Below are 22,041 nucleotides of genomic sequence, written 5' to 3'. Positions count from 1 at the left end.
AGTACCAATGGCATCAGGTATCCAAGGTGCTTCGCACTCACTGGTATCACGTTACCATCCAGGTTAAGCACGAGGGGCGATTCACTGAAGCGGTTTTAATGGTCGACAGTGAACATCGACTGCAGCAAATCCTGATTGCCCAAGATGCTGAGACAATCATTACCGATGTTCAGGTAGTCACACCGGCGTATATGAATGGATCTGGCGGGTGGCGCATGGAGGCGCTGAGGAAAGTGACGCTTGGAGAGGACGAAAATGAGTGCCTTGTTTGCCTTCTAGAGATCGAAACGGGTTCCAAATATCACACATCTCACCAGCCAGGTTTCAGAAGCGATGCGCTGAATAACCTTCGCCCAATCTTTCTCTCAAGCATGATTCGATCAGCCTGAAATTTACCAAGAATCCCACACGATATCAGCGCGCCTGATTGCGTGTGCAATTCTTGATAACTCCATACAGACAGCAACTGGAGCCCAACGATGCTGGACACATTAGATGTAAATTTTCATGGCAAGCGCCACACCGATTTCGACCTTTTGCGAATCTTAAAAGCTCAGGAGCAGGGCTTCGACATACCTGTCACTGCGTACCTTTGCGGAGTATCCATCAGGGCCCGAGCAGGCATCGGAGTAGTTTTTGGCCACAAGCGCAAAGACCAGTATGGGCGGTTTGGCGATGGTCACCTGATCAGGACTTCTGACGTGGTCAAGGTCGAGCGTGAAGGCAGGTTTTGGGTAATGACGACCGAGAATTCTCGCTATGTACTCGCCACGTTTCAGCGAGGTAACGGTCGTTCGAGCCTGCGAGAGTTCTTGCGCCTCTCTCGAACGCTCCATCCAACACCTCGGGTTCTGCAGTGATTTTCCGCAGGGCTATCGGCAATACATATTCCTGTCCGACCTGATCTTACGGGATTGTAAACGCCTTGCCCTGTTAAATAAGGGCTTCTCGTATTGAGTCGTCTTGAGCCAGCGTTTGGTGCCGCGCCCTGCAGGATGGCTGTCGTGACCCCGGCCCCTTGCCGAGTCTCGGCCCTTTTGGACGTCCATCCGCACGCATCATGCATGATGGCTGCTGGCTGCGCTTGCCAAGATGAAGGAGCAATTCAGCTCTTTATGATCGTCATCACTCGTTTGCTCATGTTGCTGTAAAGCGCGTATTGATTGCTGAGTGCAGCCACACCATGTCGACGTAGATGGTCTCTGATCAGGAAGTACCTTTTTCCCATCCTTATCAACGGATTGGCGTAATAGCTAAGGGCGATCAACCCGCAATCACGGGTGCTCTGCCTACCAGAAGCCTTGGAGCCAACTACTTTAGGCCAATCACCTCAAGGCTGGCCGCAAAATCGTGTAACAGTCCCTTAGCTATCAGCCAAGCATGGAGTTTGATAGCTTGCATACCGTTCAGCATTGATCGGCTATGGCTTAAGGATTGAATGATGTTGATGCTCAGGAAGTACAGCCCGCGCTTTACGACCAAGTCTGAGATTATAGCTAAAAGGTATGCGGAAACCCTGGTATGGCCAGGTTTGATCCTTTCATTGCTGCTCAGATTTTCGATGCCTCAGTGGATTGCTGCAATGCTGGCGTTAGGTGTGTTCCTTTACGTATACGTTGCTGGGACGGATTACCGCAATCATGAGCCCGATTTCGCGAAGCAGTTTCCTTTATGGAAGCGTCTCTGGGTGCTGAAGGGCGCAGCTTCGTTCCTGGTAGCAACTGTCATTACTGTGGGCGTAGCATCTGGTCTAACCCAATGGCATGGTAGAGAGCATGCTATCCAAGAGGTGCTTCAATGGTGGGCGACGCTGGTGGTGATGGTGACTTCGCTGCGCTTGTGAGCATGGCTATCGCTGTCGAATGGAATGCGAGTTCAACAGGTTACCTTGCCAAAATAGCCTGAGACCACAATAGGTTTGTTCGCGATTATTCCAACGAGTAATTAACCTCTTCAATGTCCAATTTTCACCAAAAAATTTGCCGATGATGCCTAGGTTTTTTTCGCAAAATCCTGCTGGCCTCGCATCCTTGAGCACTGCGTCGGTGCCCAAAGACTTCGCCTAGGTCGCCATGTCCACCCTAACGGTGTCAGTGGCTCCAGTGTGGGGTTCATTCAGCAACTGTTTCGCTAAGTCGCCCAGATCCTCATGCGTTACCAGTCGCGCGTTGGTTCAGCGCCCAGCGCATTTGCGGCAGATCAAGTCAAGGGGAATGTCGGGTATTCTGAAGAGTGTGATTGCGAGCGCGAGCACTTCCTTCGCCTCCTTCTGTTTCTGGTCGCCCTCTGCTTGCACGACTTTTCACAAAGCTGGGCATGGTGTTCATCCGTCCTTCCCCCCCCCAGGAGGTCATCGCCTGTGTGCTGTATCGGCGAGCTTGAGCTCGCATAGCTCGCGGGCGCAAGTAATCGCAGTGATTTTCAAGCGCCCCAAGCACACCCTTGAGTGGCGCGAGCTTTTCTTTTACGTACCTTGATCTATGGTGATTAGAATTATCTGCTCATCAGGGAGAACGGTATGCGAGCACCATTTGAGATGACCGAGGGGATGGTGCGTTTACGCAAAATATTAGAAAACTCCCCAGATGGCAGTGAACATTGGAACGAGGCACAAAACCGATTTCAGTTTGTTGACAGATTACTAACCGAATGTTTGGGATGGGAAAAGCCAAATATTGCAGTTGAGCTATCAGATGAAATGAATGGGAGGGCGGACTACGCATTAGGCCTGCCAGTTAAGGCGATTCTTGAAGCAAAAAAAGAGGCGATTATTTTTGATATTCCTCCTTCTAATTCAACAATTGTACTTCGTAAGCTCCAGCCTTTAATTGTTGCATCCAAAAGTTTGAAAGAGGCCATCGTTCAAGTTATTCCCTACTGTGCAATGAAAGGTGCACAGGTCGCGATTATCTGTAATGGGCCACAGATTGCAATTTTTCAAGCGATCACCCCGGGATTCCCTCCGCTAGAGGGCGAGTGTTATTTTTTCAATGGCTTTCAGTCGTATATCGACCACTTCCCGCTATTATGGAAATTGTTATCGCCAGAGGGGGTAGAGGAAAACCATGCGAACCGAGACTTGGCTCTTCATCGTAATCCGAGAATTCCTCCTAAAGGTTCTACGGTCATCGCAGAACCTTTCAAATATCGGTACAGGAATGAGTTTCAAGAGAATTTAAGGTCACTATCTTCGCTCCTTCTTGAAGAAATCGAAGATAATCCCGAACTAAAGTCGGATTTCTACAAAGAATGCTATATTGGGATTGAAGCTAATAATAGGCATCTTCTCTTAAGCAAAAGTATAATTACGAGTCGTTATCGGCGAGCAGGAGAACTTGGTATTGCACCCTCAGCTCTAGATGAAATTACGGGGGTTGATCATAACGGAAATTTACAAATTAGCGATCCCTCTTTGCTTGGAAAAATGGGATCTCGCCCCATAGTGGTAATTGGAGATGTGGGCGTCGGAAAGACGTCTTTTTTTGAAAACCTATTCGAAAGCCTAACTAGCACAGATCAAGCCAATACCTACTTTTTAAATATTAATCTGGGCATAAAAGCGACTTTAAGTCGAGATATAAAAACCTATATATTGGAGGAGGTTCCTAGAATACTAAAAAGTAAGTATAACATTGATATAAATACCGCAGCTTTCGCCAATGCGATCTATTACAAGGACTTGGTGGATTTCGATACAACTGTCAACGGAAGCCTAAAAGACTCAAGTCCCGAGCAGTACCGTCTGGAGCGAGCGAGATTCTTAACATCTAAAATTGATCAAAAGGACATGCATTTACAGGCGGCTTTAGGTCACCTTAGCCGTGGCCGAAGCAAACAAATAATAATGGTGCTGGATAATGCGGATCAGCGTTCATTTGAGGTACAGCAAGAAACATTCCTTATTGCACAGGAGTTTGCAGCATCTAGAAACCTATCAGTTTTCGTGGCATTAAGGCCTAGTACATTTTACCTCTCAAAAACTACTGGAGCGCTTTCTGCATACCAAAATAAAGTTCTTACCATATCTCCTCCGCCCGCAGATGAAGTTATCCAGAAAAGGCTAATTTTTGCTGTCAGAGTGGCAGAAGGCAAGGTGGCTCCTGCTGCATTGCAGGATATTAGGTTAAATCTGAAAAACGTGGTGCTTTTCTTAAACGCAACTTTGCGTTCAATCAGAACCAGCGATTCTATTAAGCAGTTTCTGAGTAACGTAACTGGAGGTAATACGCGCTCAGTTATCGAGTTGATCACTGGTTTTTTTGGAAGCCCCAACGTTGATTCTAAAAAAATAGTAAAAATTGAAGAGGAGAGAGGTGGATATAGAATTCCACTACACGAATTCACTAAGCATAGCTTGTTGGGCGAGTATGCCTACTTTAACTCTCAATCATCTTTAGTGGCGTGTAATATATTCGATGTTGTTGGTGTGGCCGACCCGCGAGAACATTTTTTGTCTTCTCTAATTGTTGCCTATCTCAGCTCAAATACAGGGGTGGTCGACAATGATGGGTTTTTGGCTGGGCGAAATATAATTTCAGAATTAGCTGGTCATGGTTACGTAGATGATCAAATTAGTAAAGCATTAAAGTTTTTGGCTACAAAACGGCTAATTGAAACACCCTACGCTCACTATCGCGAAATACAAGTTGCAGAGCATGAGCGCAGTGAACAGCTGCATTATCGAGCGACATCGGTTGGAATTTATCATGTCCGTCATTGGGCGGGTTCGTTTGCATTTTTAGATGCAATGTCAACTGACACACCAATCTTCGATGAAGCAGCAAGAGAAATAGTTTGTAATCTTGCGTCCTCATTTGCCATAAATGATAGGTATACTAAAACGGTCGCTTTTAGAGACTATCTAAAGGCGCAATGGTTACTTTCGAGTATAAACGTCAACTATTTTGATTTTACCAACCTACTCAATGGTCAGGAAAACTCTTTTCTTACTGTCTCGAATCATATTGGAAACCGACCTACTCACCATAGATGAGCCTCAGTCATGGATTGATTTCCTAAGCGAGCACGCTATATATGAGTGCTTTGGGCCGTTAGCAGCCTGTCAAAATATTTCGCTAATGTAGAGTGCTGTCCTGCTACCTAGCCATGACCGTCCACAACTGATCAACCTTCGTCGTATAGCTCTGACTCATCAACTCGCGGCGCATTGCCCAACTAGGCGCCGCAGGAACACTGGCTAAACGGACAACTCCCTTGCCCCAGCGTCCATTGATCTCATCCAGGACGGTCATCACCTTGTCTGCTGTAACAGGCTGGGAATGTACAAACAGGTCATCAGTGAATTCGCCGGGCTGTCGCAAATCCATCAGCAGAACTTCCGCTTTGCTGTATTTGAAGCTTGGTCGGAAGAGGCGATCGACTTCTGTTGCAGCGTTTGTCATGAGTCGCACATCTTTTGTCGCATAAGGTCTCGTGTTTGTGTAAGCGTCGTGTTTGGTCACGAAGGGGATGATCCCTATGGCCATTTGGTTGATGGGCGAATCGTTCAGACCGGAGATGTAATCAGCGCGCGGAAAGAGGGAAGGCTTTGGGTTCTCAGCACTGCGTTTGGACGTCGGTATGTTTTGGCAACTCCTACTTTAGGCGCGGTGCAAGCTGAACCGTGCACTGTGTGACGCGTTTCCTAGTCCACTTGCGCTTGAGCGCGGGTTTGTTATTAAAGATTTCAACACCCATCACCCGAGGCCCGCCACATCCTCACCTTGCTGAAGAATTTCAATAAGTTTAATCATGATTGCGTAGGTGTCTGGGATGGCATTATGATACTGTCCGCCGTTTATATGTATATCCTCGATGAGTCAGCGAACCGCAAGGTGATTAAGGGAATGGGGTATGGTCAGGAAGGGCTTCACGCTCATTGCGTATTATGATGGTGAATTTGACGTTCCTATATTTGAAGGAGATACTGACGATTCAAGCGCCGTCGTATCTGTAATTATTGGCCCTAACGGTTCGGGGAAAAGTTTACTATTAAGTCGAATTGCAGATGAGCTCTCGTATATAGCATCAATCAAATCAGGGCAGGGGAACGGAAGATTTAGAAACAGAAAAATGGCAAAGAGCTGCGCCATCAGATATCGGATGGACGGTATTGAATGTTATATCGAACGCTCAGGCCCCAAGGTGGTTACGGCTAAAATGGGATCTAAGCAGTATGAGATCAACGAATTGCCTTTTCCTCAGAAGGTTATAGTAGTCTCTCATCTGCCCGTGGATAAATTTAGGTTTAGCAAAGATATTGACGGCTCTTTCTATAAATATTTGGGATTAAGGCAGTCTACGAATCTCACGACCACGGGAGCGCTCGAGTCGAAGGTGATTCAGAGTATTATGCGAGGTCTTGAGAGACCAGGATTTAAAGATAGCCTTGAGCACTGGTTGGCACTTGCTGGGTATAGCCCCCACCTTGGAATAGTTGTAATTCCGCGATCAGAGGAAGTTTTATCTGACGATCGAGATAAAGTAGAGGATGAAATTTCATTATTGCAACGACCAGGTGTGATGTTCAGTGAAACTCTCACCACCTCAATTAAGGTGGCGATCGATTTTCTGCAAGAGTTAAAAAGCTTTCCGAAAATAGAGGGCATCTACTATTGTGATTTGGATGGTTTTAGTTCATCACAGCTTGAATCATGGCGCATAGGACACGACGCAGCTAGACGAGTTAGGGCCCTTAAATCGACATCACTGATGTTTTTTAAAGAAAAAATGCAGCTTGAATCTTATCAATTCAGCGATTTAAGCTCAGGGGAGCAGCAAATAGTTGGGACTAATTCAAGGTTGTTGGCAGAGATTGCGGATAATTCGCTGGTTATCATAGATGAGCCTGAACTGAGTCTTCACCCAGATTGGCAAATGAAGTATGTACCGACACTTAAATCCTGCTTAGGTGCAGCTCACGGGATCCACATATTAATTGCAACGCACTCACATTTCATGATTTCCGATCTTGATGACAAGAACTCCTCTTTAATACTCTCTAAAAATCGTAATAACAGTGCAGAGTGGCTTTTCGAACTATTTGATGGCGATGTTTATGGGCGCTCCCCAGAAAATATTCTATATCGAGCATTTGGCGTAGCTGCGTCGGGTAATATCTACGTTGAAAATGATCTTCGTGAGGCTTTGCATATAATATCCAATACTGAAAAGCGTGATCTTGGTAAGTTGCGTGAAATCCATGCAAGGCTCTTGAGTTTACGGGCTCCTGATAATGTGGCTATGAATATAATATTAGATCGTATTTCAGCTTTCATATCAGGTGAGTCATGATTAAATTCAAACATTGCGCATTCATCGACCCTGCTCTCACCTTACAACTTGACGCTTATCCAGTCGCAAGCAGACCTAAGCGTTGGAATGGAAAAGCTGAGCCTGTAAAAAAATTTCGTGATGAGATTCTTGTCCAAGGCCAGCTAATCCAAGATAATTTATGTGCTTGGTGTAGGCTGTCACTTGGCAGCGACGGTCGAAGGACGGTACATAGAGATCATATCGCGCCGAAATCTCTGCACCCGGAATGGACTTTTCTTCCTTTAAATCTGGTGCTCTCATGCGAATTCTGCAACGGTTTTGCGAATAAGGGAGACATTCCTACTGTTGCCATCTCGAATGCCGATTACGATAAATGTCATTTTTTCGTAGTGCATCCCTATCTTGATGAAGTTTCCCGCCATATAACATTCGACAATGATGTGGACGATCTACCGGTTATCGCTATAGGTGCTAGTGAAAAAGGGGTGTGGACAATAAAAATGCTTAATTTAGACAGCCCTGGCATAACTAGAGAAAGAGCAAAAGAAGTTTATTATCAAACTAGAAAACGTTTGCCCTTGAAAGATGAGGCGCTCATCGAACTTGCATTGAATTCAATTTAGTTTTTCTCTTGGCCAGCGAGTGAATAACCAGAGTATATTATAGCCGGTTTAAGTGGGTCATGGGCTTGCCGCTGACTGTGCTGATCGATTACCAGATCAATTTGACGTCTTTGTTATGACGCTCCGTTTTCCAGTGTGTAGTAGGCTTTGAGAAAAATTGGCATGCAGTCTCAGATTCTGTGACGCTGGCGTCGCATAAACTATTCAGTTGGGCCGATCGTCACGATCATCCGCAGCGCGCAGTAGATTTTACCAATCTGTTATCTAGCTTTCACCGTCCACAGTTGATCTACCCTAGTTGTGTAGCTTTGACTCATAAGGTCTCTGCGCATCGCCCAACTAGGTGCGACAGGAACACTAGCCACCCGCAGCACTCCTTTCCCCCACCGGCCATTGATCTCATCCAGAACGCTCATCACCTTGTCGGTCATCATTGGCTGCGAATGCGCGAACAAATCGTCGGTGAACTCGCCAGGTTGTCGGAGATCCATCAACAGAACCTCCGCTTTGCTGTACTTGAAGCCCGGTCGATACAGACGATTGACGGCTTCGGTCGCAGCCTTGGTCATGAGTCGGACATCGTTTGTCGGGTAGGGTAGTTCGACCAGCGCGCCGTTCGCATGCTTCGCTTCTTCGGGATTGAACATGCCTGTCCTGATACTCACGCGGATCTTCTTGCACAGCGAGTTTTGCGCTCTGAGCTTTTCCGCCGCACGTTGGGTGTAAGTAGCGACGGCCTCCTTGATCGGCTCGATCTGCGTGAGCCTGATGCCGAACATCCTGCTACAGCAAATCTCTTGCTTGGGTGGTTCAGCTTCACCCAGTTCCAGACAGGAGGTGCCAGCAAGCTCGCGAGCAGTTTTCTCGATCACCACACTGAATTTCTGCCGAAGCATCCACGGGTCGGCTTTCGCCAAGTCCATGGCTGTCTTGATGCCCATCACTTCCAAGTGAGCTTTCATGCGCCTGCCGATGCCCCAGACTTCTCCAACATCGGTATTGCGCAGCGTCCAGTCCCGCTTGAACGGATCGCACAGATCGACCACGCCGCCGGTGATATCCAGCAGACGTTTGGCGGTGTGGTTGGCGAGTTTGGCCAGTGTCTTGGTGCGGGCAATACCAACCCCGACAGGGATGCCCGTACGCTTGAGAAGGGTAGAGCGCATTTGCCGACCAAACGCAGATAGATCTCCAGGGAGACCAGTGAGATCGGCGAACGCCTCATCAATACTGTAGACCTCGAGTGCCGGCACCAACGATTCGATGATCGTCATGACGCGTTCGCTCATGTCGCCGTAAAGCGCGTAATTACTGCTGAACGCTACGATCCCGTTCCTACGCAGGTGGTCTTTGATTTGGAAGTACGGCTGGCCCATTTTCACGAAAGGCTTAGCGTCGTAGCTGCGTGCAATCACACAGCCGTCGTTGTTGGACAAAACCACAATGGGTGTCTTTGCCAGGTCGGGTCTGAACACTCGCTCGCAGCTCGCGTAGAAGCTGTTGCAGTCAATCAGGGCAAAGACGGGCTCACGTATTGTCATGATCGCGCACGCTGTATTTCACCACACCCCAGATCACCAGCTCATCGCCTTCCATGACATGCCTTGCCGGATATCTTGGGTTCTCCGATACAAGCATCACGGCGTTCTCACGCAGAAGCAGGCGCTTGCAGAATGGCTCCGAGTTCAGCGCTGCGATGACTATGTCGCCGCTGACCGCATCGATGCTCCGATCAACGACCACCAAATCCCCTGAATAAATTCCGGCGCCCTGCATGCTGTCTCCATCAATTCTCACCAGGTAGACGTGCGGCGCGCGGATATCGAACAGCTCATCTAAGGAAATGTGTTTTTCGATGTGATCAGCCGCAGGGGAGGGGAAGCCTGCCGGCACCCTGGATGAATAGAGAGGCAGCTTCCTACCGCCAGACGCTAGAGGGCCGAGGATGGTGATGCTCATGATGCAAGCCTTAGGAAGTTGACTGTATATGCATACAGTTAACGATTTGGTTCGCTTGCGGTCAATCTCATAGGTACGACAATTCGACGGGTGACACCATGTGCGGACGCTACTCGATCTACGAATCGATGGATCACTACCTCAAGGAGCTTGCGCCAAATCAGCTGGTGATCAATGGCTATGACCTTTGGCCTGTCGAGCGGTACAACGTTGCGCCGTCCACGCGAGTGGAAATCTTCCGGCCAGTAGGAGAGGGCTTGAGTGTCGATAAGGTTAAATGGGGATGGGCGCCGTTCTGGGCGAAGGGAAAACGCCCTGACCCGATAAACGCGAGAGTCGAGACCGTCATGACCGGGAAATTTTTCAATCAGCTCTGGCCAAATGGTCGCGTAATCGCGCCGGCGAACGGGTGGTTCGAGTGGGTCAAGGACGAAGATGATCCAAAGAAAAAACAGCCTTATTTCATAACACTGAAAGAGCAGAATCCGATGTTCTTCGCCGGTCTGGCTGAGGTGCACGAAGGTTTGGAATCAGATGATCGCGACGGTTTCGTCATCATCACCGCAGCGAGGGATCAAGGCATGGTCGATATCCATGACCGCAAACCTCTGGTTCTGGCACCTGAGCACGCTCGCGAGTGGATTGATCCTGAAACTTCAGTTGACCGAGCGAAGGAAGTCGCGATGGAGCACTGCCGACCAGTTACCGACTTTCATTGGTACAAGGTTCGCAAGGATGTAGGTAACGTCAGTAATCAAGGCCCGCATTTGATTCAGCCTCTCTCGCTGGTCGAAGACGTCGATGACTGATTTCAGCCGCAGTCTGAGAGACGGCGTATCGGAAGCTGCACGCCAGCGGGCTGGAAGTATGGGGATGAGGAGGGGAGTAAGATTTTCCCATGCGCGGCCACCTGAATGTAAAAGCAGCCGGATTAGTCATGGAATTCCCGTCGTCTATTCGTACTTGCCGGCTTCAATCGTTGATTGTCCGACCTCAATCCAGGAGGTGTTTCACCACCATCTAGCCGGGTCACCTGCCGGCAATTGGAACGACCCCCTGTGCCCGGAAGTCTACCTGTTTCTGCTTATGGGTAAGGTACAACGCAATGGATAAGACAATTACCGTCGATCAACTGGCTACCACCGACCTAAGATCAATCAATGAGATATGGCTCGGCGAGACTCATACCCAGCTATGCCTATGGCGTGACGCACAGGTCTTCACCCACGAAATGATGAGTGAAGGCACTCACGATCAGAATGTCCGACGCCTGTGCTTGCAGTTGGTCGACACTGACGATCAAACCGCAGTGGGCAACGTAGAGGTAATTGTGCGTGAACTGCTGAAAAAGATGGGGAGGGAGGGTGAGTTTTATCCGGCTGAGGAGGCGGATACTCATCGATAGTCTCCTGCAACTCTGACAGAAATAGGAGTATCAGCTAGTCTGGGGACACTCAGTCCTCAATATCTAGCCTGCCTCCATTTCCACTATTTAAAATCGATTGCTCTGCTCGTTTCTTAGCCAAGCTGCCAAGGCGTAAAAACGCTTAATTTCTTAGGTTATTTTGACATGATTTCTCCACGAACTGAGCAGATGCTAGACGCGGCGCTGGCCTTTTGATAGCGTGCACGCATTCCATCTATGTGAGGAAAGATTGTCAGAGAGTTTGTGCGGTGCTAAATCTGGCATAGTTGGTTAACGAGTAAAGTGTAGCCATAATTATATTTTATTTATTACTATTGGAGTTTTAATGCCAGGGGATACAGTTTCGACCCTCAGCCAATCCGATGTTATAGGGATAGCGGGAGCAATGGCTACGATTGTTGTTGGCGTTTTGTCGTGGTTAATTTCTGCTGCGCACTCAAGGAAAATGATGCAGCGAAAAGAGCTGCAATATCGTATAAGAGTTACTTCTCTTGTAAATAACAAAATATTTAAAGAGGCGGAGAACCTTGAGATAAAGTATAAGGGTGATGTGATAGATAAGTTGGTTTTTTTGGAGGTTGATATAATAAATAGCGGGAATGTTGCTATATTAAATCCTCCTATAAAAATCGAGTCACGTGACTCTACGTATATAATTCCGGCCTATTTGGAAGATGTTCCTGATGGCTATGATTATCATTGGTCGGTTGAGCGGGAAGATGGTGAGACATGTCTAATAAAGGCTGACCATATCAACCCTGGTCAAATTATCAAGGCTAGATTTTTAATGGATAATTTACCACCGGAAGAGCCAATGTTTACTTGTGCCATGCCAGATCTTAGCATTAAGCGAGCTTCTGATGTTGAAGTCTCATTGGTGGCAGGGAAGTTCCTCGAAGTTGTCTATCCGAGTTTGGCGAGCGCTATGAAGCTCGTTTTGAAATAAAATGCTTCTTTCCCGTATCGATGTAAAAACGCCAAATTGACATTCTAGTAACATTGAAGAAGGGTTCGATATGTCCAAACTTGCCGAATTCCGCCAGCTTGAAAAACACCTCGCCGAACAGCTCCAGGCTCTCGAAGCCCTCAAGGGCGATGCTGGCCTCAAGAAAGAAATCGAGTTCGAAACGAAGCTGCGCGATTTGCTCGCAAAATACGGCTATAGCCTCAAGGACGTGATCAACCTGTTAGATCCACATGCTGGTCGTCGCGCTCAAGCTGTCGAGTCCAAAGCAGGCAGCCGCAAGCCTCGCCAGTTGAAGGTTTATAAAAATCCTCATACCGGCGAGGTCGTAGAAACCAAGGGTGGTAATCACAAGACGTTGAAAGATTGGAAAGCTGAACACGGCTCCGCGACCGTTGAGTCTTGGCTGACCAAGTGATTTGGTTTGAATAAAAAAAGGGCCTAGTAGGGCCCTTTTTTCTTATCGTTTTTTTCATCTTCAGGGGCATTTCATCGCTCTATTCACGTTATAGGAACGGCGTTTTCTTCCCGACAGTTAGCCAAGATATGTGAACTTTAGACACACGCAAATTTCCATTGCTTCATAGCAAAGCCAACCAGCTACTAGCCGGGAATGTGCTTTTGAACCCCCAAGCCAGGAAGTTGAACGTGAAGACCTCGCACCCGAATAATTCGCTGCGCCGCGCCGTTACCGGCCCGATGCTTTTTCTATTTATTCTCGGTGATGTTCTCGGGGCGGGCGTTTATGCGCTCGCCGGGACAATTGCGGGGGAGGTAGGTGGCGCAATATGGGTGCCTCTGCTCATCGCTCTGTTTTTCGCGATGCTTACTGCAGGTTCCTACGCAGAGTTGGTGACAAAATATCCTCATGCGGGCGCCGCTTCAGTTTTCGCAGAGAAGGCGTTCCGGTCTCCGCTCATTTCTTTTCTTGTTGGCTTTTGCATGCTATCGGCAGCTGTCACGAGCGCGGCGGGTTTATCCCTAGCGTTTGCCGGTGATTACCTAGCGGCGTTCATTCATGTACCGCCTCACATCGCAGCATTACTTTTCCTTCTCGTTATCGCGCTACTCAATGCGAGGGGAATTAAAGAGTCTTTGGGAGCCAACCTGGTGATGACAGTCATCGAGCTGTCAGGTCTTCTTTTGGTCGTCGTAGCCGCTGCTTGGTATTTCCGTACAGGCGAAGCTGATTTGGGTCGCAGCCTTGAGTTCAAACCGGGGATCAGCCCGATGTTAGCCGTTTTGAGCGCGGCATTAATCGCCTTCTATTCTTTTGTAGGATTCGAAACATCCGCCAATCTCGCGGAAGAAATTCGAGACGTTCGAAAAATTTATCCGCGCGCATTATTTGCCGCATTGCTAACCGCCGGAGTCGTCTACATGGCTGTCGGCATCGCGGCATCTTCCGTACTGCCCATGGAAAAACTTGTGGCCACCTCGGCTCCTCTTCTTGAGGTGGTTCGGGCGTCAGGTTTAAACATTCCGCCTCGCGTCTTCGCCTTCATTGCACTGATCGCGGTAGCCAACGGCGCGCTGTTAACCATGATAATGGCGAGTCGCCTTACTTATGGCATGGCCTGTATAGGACTGTTGCCGACCGCCTTGAGCAAGGTGCTGCCTCGGCGACGCACCCCTTGGATCGCGGTCATCGCTACCACCGTGGTAGCAATCGCACTCACGCTGACGGGAACGCTAGCTACATTGGCCGAAACCGTCGTCCTGCTCTTACTGTTTGTATTTCTAAGCACTAATTTGTCCGTGTTAATCCTGCGCCGTGACGAGGTTGCGGAAAATCACTTTCGGGTGCCGACGTGGGTTCCGGTACTTGCTATCGTCTCGTGCCTGGTACTGCTCAGCCAGCAAAGTCTGGAAACATGGATGCGGGGAGGGGGCTTGATCCTGATAGGCATGTTGCTTTTTGTCTGTTCAAGAGTGGCAGTGCCGGCGCCAGTGGAGCCGGGCTGATCTTGTAAGCGCTTCGCCTACTATCGCAGCGTAAAACTTGGTGACGTTATACGAGTGCCTTGTAGGGCGCGCAGTTTTATCGGGGTGCGTCCAATGCCTCGGATCGTCGATTCTGAGGAGCACTGGAACATAACCCGATCAATCGTCTGGCATGGCTGGATGCGTGAACGTCACCGCGAGCGGGGAGCACAGCAACTCAATCCGCGTGCCTACAACTGTTTCACGGACGGGAAGCAACCTCGTCTAGGTGCCGCAGCAGTGCCAGAGGATCCTCGTAGACGCGGAGTGCACCAGCTCGTTCAAGCTCTCCTGTGTCGTAACCACCTGAAAGCAGCCCTATACCGGTGGCCTTACAGCGGCGTGCGGCAAGCATGTCCCAAATGGCATCGCCGATCACCAGGCAATCTTCGATGGGTACACTGAGTTTGCTTGCAGCGGCGAGGAAAAGGTCTGGATCGGGCTTGCCATACTTGACGTCATCACGGGTGATGAGATTGACCTCCGCGATATCCAAGCCCAAAGCCCTCAGATTTATCGCCGCAGTGTCCATGCCACCGCTGGTCGCAATACACCACTTGAGCTGATCACGGTTGAGAGTATCGAGAAGCTCTACAGCGCCAGGGAGAGCGGTTATCTGGCCTTGCAGATCCTTGTAGGCTTTATCATGTTTATCGCTGAGTCTTTTAGCCTGGTCGGGTTTGATTTCCAGGCCGGTCTCACGAGCTAACATCTTGAGCATCAGCCCGCCGCTCATACCGATTTTTCTGTGAATTCGCCACATGGTCAACGGTATGTCTTCTGAATCGAGCGCGGTTTTCCACGCGAAAACATTCTGGTACACGCTATCAGTCAACGTGCCATCCAGATCAAATATGAATGATGTTTGCTGGCGCATACGTGACACCTCCATTAAGCAAATTTCAAGTAGTAGACGTCGCGTATTGAAAATATTGGTCGCATCGAAAACCAAGCGGAGCTGGCTTTAATCCTTAAGTCTTTCCAAGTCTGCTGGGCCAGGTTCTACACGTGGTTCGCCGCCAAGGAACTCATCTTCCCTAACGACTCGTTCGTCATCTGTTAAGCCTGTTTCAGACACGTCTGAGACGAGAGCAGAATCCTCCAGTGCTTTGCTTTTTTTTGATGAAGCGGAGCTTTTTTCAGTCATGAGATTTCTCCTCTACCCTCGAAATTTGAAGCGCTCAATTTTTCGAAAGCACATGGTCTGAGTCGTTCCGTCTTTCGCAAATTTCGAAACGCAGCAGCCCCAGAGCATGAATGGCACTGCGGTTTCCTTTGCCTTGCGTCCGCTTTTCCGACGAGTTTTTTAGCGCGAACAGATTTGGTTCAAGTACAAAAAAAGGGCCCTGGTAGGTCTTTTTTATCTGCCGGCAGTGTTTATTGGAAATTTACCTTGAGCCAAGGGTTAATCAGACTCATGAAGCAAGCTGAACCATTCAGCATAAGGGGAGTTAGTGACCCGGAATCTATTGAAATCAGGACTGCCATCAGCCCACCAAACAGGGCCCCGCTCCCCAAGCGCTACTTTAGCCTGTACTTTTTCCCGAGCGCGCCTCATCTGCGATGCGTCTTCCGAATCTTTTGCTTTCTTCACCTCGCGTCGAGCAGCCATGAGCGCATCGACAAGATGCTGGCGCACGTCCTCTTCCAATGACGGGTTTGAACAGCGCCACAGCTGCCCTTTGACAACGAAGTAACGACCGTCAGGGGTCACTGGATGCATTTCTCACTCCGATCTTTCAAAGGGCGCTGCTCCAGAGAATTCACGAAGGACGACTACCTCAGCTTTCGGATAGGAAGGCGTTTAGCTTGTTTGACCCCAAACAGTATTCCCAGTAATAGCGCTGCGCCCGCCGCCAGGAGTATGGGATAGGGATGTTTACCTGACATCCATACGCCCTCAACTTCGTGTTGATCGCTTAGTGAAGTAGGGCGATGTCCCGATGATGATGGATTACGACTGATCGGAATGTCAGAGGCATCGATCTCTGCTTCGTAGGGCATTTCGTTTAAAGGTAAACGCGCACCGTCTGCAAGAATGAGGGTTAGGTCTTCTACAGTGCCGGCGAGTCGATTTAGGAATACTGGCTCACCAGTGAGGTCAAGCTCATCGTAAAAAAACTCCTGACCTTCCAGCCAACCTATGGCCGTCATCAATTCGGGGCCAAGATAATATTTCCCGTCGAGGAAGAAGCCAGGGAAATGTCTTGTGCGCTCGAGACTTTCCACGATGTAACGCTCGCCCGCCTTCATACCGGTTGCTGGATCAATCATGATGAAGTCCTCAGATTCGCTGGTGTTGCGATAGAGGATGGGGGCTGGCGTAACGTTCCATCGAGATGACTGAAGGGCTGAATGGAAAGATGGCGACGGTCGGTAAGCCGATAAATCGAACACTCGAAATGCGAACCCTCTCCAAGCTACATGACCCCACCATTGAGGGTATTGAGAGGTGTATATGAATCAAGATCCTAAGCTTCAAGGTGGTATGGGTGAGGACGACCCAATGCCCACGTCACCTGATCCATTGAGCCCTGGGCGCACTGAAGTTGACCCAATGAAGGAGGAGGGGATTGACGAACTGCCGGATAATGAAGGTGAGCGTCCGCTTGATGATGACGATGTCGGCTTAGATCCTGAGCGTGTGAGGGAGGAGACGGATAATGCGGTGATGGACAATCAGCAGGATCCGCGCTAACCCTCCGACACCCCTTTCCTCAATCATCGAGTGAGTTGGTCAGGGTCGGACAGCTCGAACGGCGAGCGTGTAGGCCTTTACAAGTGATTCCATATTTGGCGCAAAAAAAAGCCCGCGATGGGGGGCGGGCTGGGAATCACTAAAGGAGCTGTTACAACCGTATACCTGCAAATGTGAAATTATCGTGATGGATGTAGCACGGTTGGTTCGGTGGAAAGTCAGGTCGCGTTGCCGGAGATATCGTCTGCGAGTGACCCACAAGTTGGTCTTCCAGCTTTGGGAGGGCTGCCTCTGTGGTGGGCCAATCGGTTGCGAGGTTCGTAGCTTCCGCCGGAGGGGAAAGCTTTTGATGCAGATATTTGATCTGCTCTCCCACAAAATGAGCGGAGTAAGCCGCGGTTGAGGTGACTACCGCGACTCCGATAATGGCAATCACCTTGAAGGCTGACATGGCGCTCCTTAGCTGGGTACATCGGCTCAATCTAGTTCTTACTGAAAGCGAGGAACAGGATCCGAGTGCACCGGCAGAGCTGTTCATGATGAACAGGCAGTGGCAGCCGATGCCTATGAATGGCGTAGCCGTAGGATCGCGTCCGTAATCCCCTGAGCATTTATATCTAACGTTTCCATTGCTGTCTCGGCGTTAACCGCAGAACTTCGCGCTCCGTTGTCGGAAAGCCACTTGGTCACCTCTTCTATGGCAGCGCATATGGCGTGCTGGTTGTGCAGCAGCAGTGTGAGAGCGTCCGCTGCTGCTATGTTCGCTTCAGAGCTATCTGGCATCGGTATCTTCCTTGAGTATTTGAACGGGGAGCACCTACTGGGTCGCTGGCACGCAAGCTTCAGGGCGAGACTTGAAAGACTCGTTGTGAAATGGACTAGCGAAAAGTGTTCACCTCGCGGGTCTCGTCAGGGACAAGCTGATTGGGTCGTAACCAGCGATGCGGACACAACTACACTAGCTCAGTCGCTCCACGTTCGCTTCCTACCTTGCGGCGCAAAATCGCACCTAAAACCTTCCTAATCTCAGCTGTTTTTCGTGCCATGCTCAACTCTGTAGGTTTGCTCGATCTGATTCAAAGGTCTTCGGTTGGATGGGTAAGTCAGCGGCACGTGCTTCATCCATTACGCCAGCGTCGAGATTCACCTGATCATTTCCACCAAGTGAACTGTATTGATCCCGCAGTTTTCTAAGATCTCTTGATGCCATCTTATCCAGGCCCAAAGTCGCGTTTTGTGCCGCCTCGGTGGCTCGAATCAGCTCATCAATCTTGAGATGCAAAATGTCATTGTCGCGGTTTTGAGTGTTCTGAATCAGGAACACCATCAGGAATGTGATGATTGTTGTCGACGTGTTAATGATGAGCTGCCAGGTGTCGTTGTAGTGGAAGAATGGCCCGGTCAACCCCCAAACCCCTATTAAAAAGATGGCTAGAAGGAATGTTTTGGAGCTGCCAGCCCAATTGGAAAGCGCTTGGCAGAAGCGTGCGAATTTCATAATTACTAGCTCGGGTTGTGGGTATGAATAGACCACTCAGTGCTCTTGAAATTCTTTCTTACAAATTAACTTTTCGTCGGGCCTTTCCTCTGCGCGTTTCAGAGGTCGCAGGATTGTCTGCATTTGTCTTGATTGTCGCCACGCGTGAAATATCTCTATCCCGTCCGACGCGTCATCTTAACGCTCATCAACTTCGTTGAACTCTCCAGTTCTGCGATCCGTCCTCTGCTCTGAGGGGCTCATAGCAATCGTGCTGCGCAGTCCCGTTGACGTTTTCATCAGAAAGCGAGGGACGACATGAATACTTCAGACAGCAGGGCCGGAGCCCCATCAGATGCACCAGGTGATGGGAAGCCTCAAGATTTTCACCACTTGAAGGAAGACGTTACCGAGGCGCTCGGTGGTGCGAGACAGCAAGCAGATGCGCAATTTGGGCAGTATCGCGATACCGCCGCCGATCAGATCGAGGCATTGGCACAGGGCGCAAAGAGCTTTATCTCGGAAATCGAAGACAAGGACACCCTAGGCATGTCCGATTATCTGACCGACATGGCTGAGTCCATGACCGGTTTGGCGGGTAACCTTCGCGGGAAAAGTGCCGAACAGTTGTTGCACGACGCAGCCGACCTAGCTCGCAGTAATCCGGGCTTGTTCATTGCCGGCAGCATCGCGTTGGGCTTCGGCCTATCGCGATTTCTCAAGGCTGGCAGCTCTACCGCCGCGACCGTTACTGCGAGTCACGATCCGGCGGCGGGCACTTCGACACCGCCTGCAGGAGGATTTGGCGCGCATCGACCTTACGAGACTACCCCTCCATCGTCGTCCGATCCGAACCCCGGATTGGCTACCGGCATCACACCAACTTCCCCGAATGAGTCCGACCATCCGACGGATTTTGCCGGAGCAGTAACGCCCGCTTCTCCAAGCACGAAAGGAGCACTGTGATGAACAGAGAAGATTCAGAACTGCCTGGTTCAAGACCTCTGGCCCAACCTGAAGACGCGTCGGTAGTTGGCCTATTGCGTCAATTATCCCGAGAAGTCCCCGCGTTATTTACCAAAGAGTTAGCGCTCGCCAAAGTCGAGCTTCAGTCCAGCCTCAACACGCTGAAGGCCGGCATCGCCGCCGTGGCGGGGGGCGCGATTGTGTTCCTCGCGGGCTTCATCATCCTGCTGATGTCGGCAGTCTACGGTTTGAGCTTGTTCATGGCACCGTGGCTAGCTGCCCTTATCGTCGGTGTCGTCGTGATGATTATCGGCTTCGCCATGCTGCAATCAGGCAAAAAACAATTCGAGCCGTCCCACTTCAAGCCTGATCGGACACTGGACTCTTTGAATAAAGATCAGGAAGCAATGCGGAGGAAAGTCTCATGAACAGTGAACTGGAAATCGAATCCGAAAAAAGCCCTGAGCAGATAGAGCGCGAGATCGATGCGCAGCGTGCCAGCATCGGCAACATTGTCGACAAGCTCGAAAGTAAGTTCACTCCAGGTCAGATGATTGATCAGGCGTGGGGCATGATGCAGAACAATGGCTCGGCGTTCATCAGCAATCTCGGCACCAGTGTTCGTAATAATCCTGTACCTGCGGTGCTGACTTCGATTGGGCTGCTATGGATGATGATGAGTCAGAACCGCCCGCCGGTTGAACACCCGGTCTATCGCACCGGGCCGGATCAGGATCGGGCGGGGGAATGGGCGGATAGCCTGGCTGAGGGGCTCGACAGTGCGCGTGACGGCCTGCACCAAACCGCCGACACTCTGAAGGAGGGATATCAATCGTTGAAAAACAAGGCTGGCCACCTTGGCCACAACGTTGGCGCCGCCGGCGAAAACCTCAGTCATGCCATGCACGATGCAGGCGACCGGTTGAATCGCAGCACCCAGGTACTGGGACAGCAGTTTAATCAAATGCTCAGAGAGCAGCCGCTGGTTGTCGCAGCGGCAGGTATCGCGTTGGGTGCAGTCATTGGCGCGGCATTGCCCACCACTTCGACTGAGCAGCGCTACATGGGGCGTACCAGTGCGGGGCTGGTAGACAAGGTCAAGAAACAGGCGCAAGAAGGCTACGAGGCGGTGCGTGACACCGTGACGAAAACGACAGAGCAAGCGGACGTTGGCGCAAGGACTGAAGCGACGCAAAACCCTACGCCCACGGCAAGTGCCGATCTTTCTCGTGGATTAGGGACTTCTTGACATCGCTGCAAACGGGAGGCCTATAACAAGGCCTCCTTTTTTTTGATCATGCTCCGTAAAACAGTTCTTCGTCAGACCTTTGGAACCTAATTCGAAACTGGTTGCTCAACCGGGAAATGTTCGGGGTGAGTGAAATGAATGCTTTCAAGAATCAACTGACGCCTGAGCAAGAATCGAGATTACAGGCCTTGGATGCTTGGCATCGTGCAATGGACAACCGACCACTGCGCATGGAATGCCCTGACGCTTATCACGACGAACTTTTGCGATTGTCTGATGAGATGGATCGGTTGGGTATGTTAACTCTGACCGAATGGCGCGACCTGCGAAGAGATGCAGACGAAGCATATCTGCGTGCTGTCGCCGGTGAGGATTATCACTGAGGTCATTCAGCTCATGTCTATCGCCGACGACACCGTTCAATACCTTCGCACCAACGATTTGGTGTTGACCACTGCGGAGTCGTGTACCGCCGGTAAAATTGTGACGCTGTTATCTGAGGTCGAAGGCAGCGGTAACTTCATAGAGTGTGGATACGTAGTGTATTCGCCACAGGCGAAACAACGCTTGTTGCATGTCAACCCGCATACCATCGAAACGTTCAACCTCACCAGCGTGGAAGTGGCGCGGGAGATGGCGATGGGCGCATTGCGTGATAGCACCGCTAATGCTGCAATCGCTACAACCGGGATTCTCGGCCCGGACGATTTAGACGGTATTCCTGCTGGCACGATCTGCTTTGCTTGGGCCTTCCAAATGGCTGATGGGTGTTACGTGTTCAGTTACCAGCATCGGTTTTCCGGCGGACGCTGCGAAGTACAGACCCAGGCCACTGAATATGCTTTGCAGTGCTTGGCGCATTTCCATGAGCGTGTCCTGCAGGGTGAGAAAGGTGAACACTGATGAGCGATGATCGCGACCATCCGGAATTGCGCAGCCGTAGTTATCCCATACGCGAAGACATGGCCTATCAGTTGAAAGTTTGGCGCTTCGAGCGAGTTGGCTGGTACGTGCTGGTGTTAGTCGTGGTGCTCGCACTGGTGGGGCTTTTCTCCAGGGGTTTGATTAGTTCACGAGAAGTACGCAGCGACGTCGGCAAGATCAGGGTGGAATATGAGATGTTCCATCGCAATGGATCCACCAACTCAATGAAAGTCAGTGTGAACGCAACGCCCGACACGGCAGTGGAACTGGAGCTGGCAGGTCAGTTGCTGGAAGGGTTCAGTATAGAAACTCTACAACCAGAACCTCTGCGCTCAAGAAGTTCTTCACAGGGCATCAGGCTGTGGCTACAGACCGACCTCGATGGTCAAGCGAAGTTATATATCACCCTGCGAGGGGATGGCCTCGGCTTCTACCGCAGTCAAATCTTTTCACCGGGTACCAACGGCATAAAGCTTGTGCAGTTCATCTTCCCTTAG

The 22,041-nt window shown here is 50.1% G+C and carries 26 protein-coding genes and 1 pseudogene; 18 read left to right on the top strand and 9 right to left on the bottom strand.

The window, feature by feature from the left end; genetic code table 11:
- The 4 genes from H043_RS30560 to H043_RS29940 form a co-directional block, all read left to right on the top strand.
- A partial coding sequence (locus tag H043_RS30560) for a hypothetical protein (protein WP_027613523.1) occupies positions 1-389 on the top strand: 389 nt, incomplete at its 5' end.
- Between the two features lie 90 nt (positions 390-479).
- On the top strand, positions 480-860 hold the full coding sequence (locus H043_RS0121145; protein ID WP_027613522.1) for a hypothetical protein: 381 nt from the start codon (positions 480-482) through the stop codon (positions 858-860).
- A 578-nt stretch (positions 861-1,438) separates the two neighbouring features.
- Positions 1,439-1,843: a hypothetical protein gene (locus H043_RS0121140; protein WP_155953510.1), complete on the top strand. Its 405-nt coding sequence runs from the start codon at positions 1,439-1,441 to the stop codon at positions 1,841-1,843.
- A gap of 675 nt (positions 1,844-2,518) precedes the next feature.
- A complete protein-coding gene (locus H043_RS29940; protein ID WP_081730264.1) occupies positions 2,519-4,993 on the top strand; it encodes a hypothetical protein in 2,475 nt (824 codons plus the stop codon).
- Between the two features lie 103 nt (positions 4,994-5,096).
- Here the strand turns inward: H043_RS29940 and H043_RS0121130 are convergent.
- A pseudogene (locus tag H043_RS0121130) lies at positions 5,097-5,429 on the bottom strand (DUF4113 domain-containing protein); the annotation flags it as partial.
- 424 nt (positions 5,430-5,853) lie between these two features.
- On the opposite strand from H043_RS0121130, the gene H043_RS0121125 reads away from it, so the two are divergent.
- Positions 5,854-7,293: an AAA family ATPase gene (locus tag H043_RS0121125; RefSeq protein ID WP_027613519.1), complete on the top strand. Its 1,440-nt coding sequence runs from the start codon at positions 5,854-5,856 to the stop codon at positions 7,291-7,293.
- Positions 7,290-7,898 carry a hypothetical protein gene (locus H043_RS30315; RefSeq protein WP_155953509.1) on the top strand — a complete coding sequence of 203 codons (609 nt, stop codon included), beginning with the start codon at positions 7,290-7,292 and terminating at the stop codon, positions 7,896-7,898. The genes H043_RS0121125 and H043_RS30315 overlap by 4 nt, the downstream gene beginning before the upstream one ends.
- Before the next feature lie 260 nt (positions 7,899-8,158).
- Here the strand turns inward: H043_RS30315 and umuC are convergent, their stop codons facing one another.
- Positions 8,159-9,439 (bottom strand): translesion error-prone DNA polymerase V subunit UmuC, encoded by a 1,281-nt coding sequence (gene umuC, locus H043_RS0121120; protein WP_027613518.1) that lies wholly within the window; start codon positions 9,437-9,439, stop codon positions 8,159-8,161.
- Positions 9,426-9,857: a LexA family transcriptional regulator gene (locus H043_RS0121115; RefSeq protein ID WP_027613517.1), complete on the bottom strand. Its 432-nt coding sequence runs from the start codon at positions 9,855-9,857 to the stop codon at positions 9,426-9,428. The genes umuC and H043_RS0121115 overlap by 14 nt, the downstream gene beginning before the upstream one ends.
- Before the next feature lie 98 nt (positions 9,858-9,955).
- Here H043_RS0121115 and H043_RS0121110 point away from each other — a divergent pair, with 98 nt between their 5' ends.
- From H043_RS0121110 to H043_RS0121090, 5 genes are all read left to right on the top strand, one after another.
- Entirely contained in the window at positions 9,956-10,666 is a 711-nt protein-coding gene (locus H043_RS0121110) for an SOS response-associated peptidase family protein (RefSeq protein ID WP_027613516.1), read from the top strand.
- A gap of 296 nt (positions 10,667-10,962) precedes the next feature.
- Positions 10,963-11,262: a hypothetical protein gene (locus tag H043_RS0121105; protein ID WP_027613515.1), complete on the top strand. Its 300-nt coding sequence runs from the start codon at positions 10,963-10,965 to the stop codon at positions 11,260-11,262.
- A gap of 406 nt (positions 11,263-11,668) precedes the next feature.
- Positions 11,669-12,229: a hypothetical protein gene (locus tag H043_RS0121100; RefSeq protein ID WP_147304802.1), complete on the top strand. Its 561-nt coding sequence runs from the start codon at positions 11,669-11,671 to the stop codon at positions 12,227-12,229.
- A gap of 70 nt (positions 12,230-12,299) precedes the next feature.
- Complete coding sequence (locus H043_RS0121095; RefSeq protein WP_027613513.1) at positions 12,300-12,665, top strand: histone-like nucleoid-structuring protein, MvaT/MvaU family; 366 nt, start codon at positions 12,300-12,302, stop codon at positions 12,663-12,665.
- 281 nt (positions 12,666-12,946) lie between these two features.
- Positions 12,947-14,212 carry an APC family permease gene (locus tag H043_RS0121090; protein WP_049827930.1) on the top strand — a complete coding sequence of 422 codons (1,266 nt, stop codon included), beginning with the start codon at positions 12,947-12,949 and terminating at the stop codon, positions 14,210-14,212.
- A gap of 220 nt (positions 14,213-14,432) precedes the next feature.
- Here H043_RS0121090 and H043_RS0121085 read toward each other — a convergent pair whose 3' ends face one another.
- The 4 genes from H043_RS0121085 to H043_RS0121075 all read right to left on the bottom strand — a co-directional run bounded on the left by H043_RS0121085 (position 14,433) and on the right by H043_RS0121075 (position 16,504).
- Positions 14,433-15,107, bottom strand: a complete 675-nt coding sequence (locus tag H043_RS0121085; RefSeq protein WP_027613511.1) for an HAD family hydrolase — start codon at positions 15,105-15,107, stop codon at positions 14,433-14,435.
- 87 nt (positions 15,108-15,194) lie between these two features.
- Positions 15,195-15,377, bottom strand: coding sequence for a hypothetical protein (locus H043_RS29935; RefSeq protein WP_081730263.1), 183 nt, complete (start codon positions 15,375-15,377; stop codon positions 15,195-15,197).
- 258 nt (positions 15,378-15,635) lie between these two features.
- Positions 15,636-15,953 carry a hypothetical protein gene (locus tag H043_RS29930; protein WP_081730262.1) on the bottom strand — a complete coding sequence of 106 codons (318 nt, stop codon included), beginning with the start codon at positions 15,951-15,953 and terminating at the stop codon, positions 15,636-15,638.
- Positions 15,954-16,006: 53 nt separating this feature from the next.
- On the bottom strand, positions 16,007-16,504 hold the full coding sequence (locus H043_RS0121075) for a hypothetical protein (protein WP_027613509.1): 498 nt from the start codon (positions 16,502-16,504) through the stop codon (positions 16,007-16,009).
- Positions 16,505-16,688: 184 nt separating this feature from the next.
- Between H043_RS0121075 and H043_RS0121070 the strand changes: the two genes are divergently transcribed.
- Positions 16,689-16,928 (top strand): hypothetical protein, encoded by a 240-nt coding sequence (locus H043_RS0121070; RefSeq protein WP_027613508.1) that lies wholly within the window; start codon positions 16,689-16,691, stop codon positions 16,926-16,928.
- Between the two features lie 564 nt (positions 16,929-17,492).
- Here the strand turns inward: H043_RS0121070 and H043_RS30785 are convergent.
- Complete coding sequence (locus H043_RS30785; RefSeq protein WP_027613506.1) at positions 17,493-17,711, bottom strand: hypothetical protein; 219 nt, start codon at positions 17,709-17,711, stop codon at positions 17,493-17,495.
- A 265-nt stretch (positions 17,712-17,976) separates the two neighbouring features.
- Positions 17,977-18,426, bottom strand: coding sequence for a low affinity iron permease family protein (locus H043_RS29255; RefSeq protein WP_049827929.1), 450 nt, complete (start codon positions 18,424-18,426; stop codon positions 17,977-17,979).
- 297 nt (positions 18,427-18,723) lie between these two features.
- Here H043_RS29255 and H043_RS0121050 point away from each other — a divergent pair, with 297 nt between their 5' ends.
- The 6 genes from H043_RS0121050 (at position 18,724) to H043_RS0121030 (ending at position 22,041) form a co-directional block, all read left to right on the top strand.
- Entirely contained in the window at positions 18,724-19,371 is a 648-nt protein-coding gene (locus H043_RS0121050; protein ID WP_027613505.1) for a hypothetical protein, read from the top strand.
- Positions 19,371-19,799 (top strand): phage holin family protein, encoded by a 429-nt coding sequence (locus H043_RS0121045; RefSeq protein WP_027613504.1) that lies wholly within the window; start codon positions 19,371-19,373, stop codon positions 19,797-19,799. Before H043_RS0121050 ends, H043_RS0121045 begins: the two co-directional genes overlap by 1 nt.
- Positions 19,796-20,620 carry a DUF3618 domain-containing protein gene (locus tag H043_RS0121040; RefSeq protein ID WP_027613503.1) on the top strand — a complete coding sequence of 275 codons (825 nt, stop codon included), beginning with the start codon at positions 19,796-19,798 and terminating at the stop codon, positions 20,618-20,620. Before H043_RS0121045 ends, H043_RS0121040 begins: the two co-directional genes overlap by 4 nt.
- 134 nt (positions 20,621-20,754) lie before the next feature.
- Positions 20,755-21,003, top strand: a complete 249-nt coding sequence (locus H043_RS29925; protein ID WP_177325649.1) for a hypothetical protein — start codon at positions 20,755-20,757, stop codon at positions 21,001-21,003.
- A gap of 13 nt (positions 21,004-21,016) precedes the next feature.
- Positions 21,017-21,523 carry a CinA family protein gene (locus tag H043_RS0121035; protein ID WP_027613502.1) on the top strand — a complete coding sequence of 169 codons (507 nt, stop codon included), beginning with the start codon at positions 21,017-21,019 and terminating at the stop codon, positions 21,521-21,523.
- Positions 21,523-22,041 (top strand): hypothetical protein, encoded by a 519-nt coding sequence (locus tag H043_RS0121030; protein ID WP_027613501.1) that lies wholly within the window; start codon positions 21,523-21,525, stop codon positions 22,039-22,041. Before H043_RS0121035 ends, H043_RS0121030 begins: the two co-directional genes overlap by 1 nt.

Origin of the sequence: Pseudomonas sp. URIL14HWK12:I6 (genome assembly GCF_000514195.1) — a bacterium.
Classification (GTDB): Bacteria; Pseudomonadota; Gammaproteobacteria; order Pseudomonadales; family Pseudomonadaceae; genus Aquipseudomonas; species Aquipseudomonas putida_A.
The sequence above is the reverse complement of the archived record's forward strand: the minus strand, read 5'-3'. Positions and strand labels throughout refer to the sequence as shown.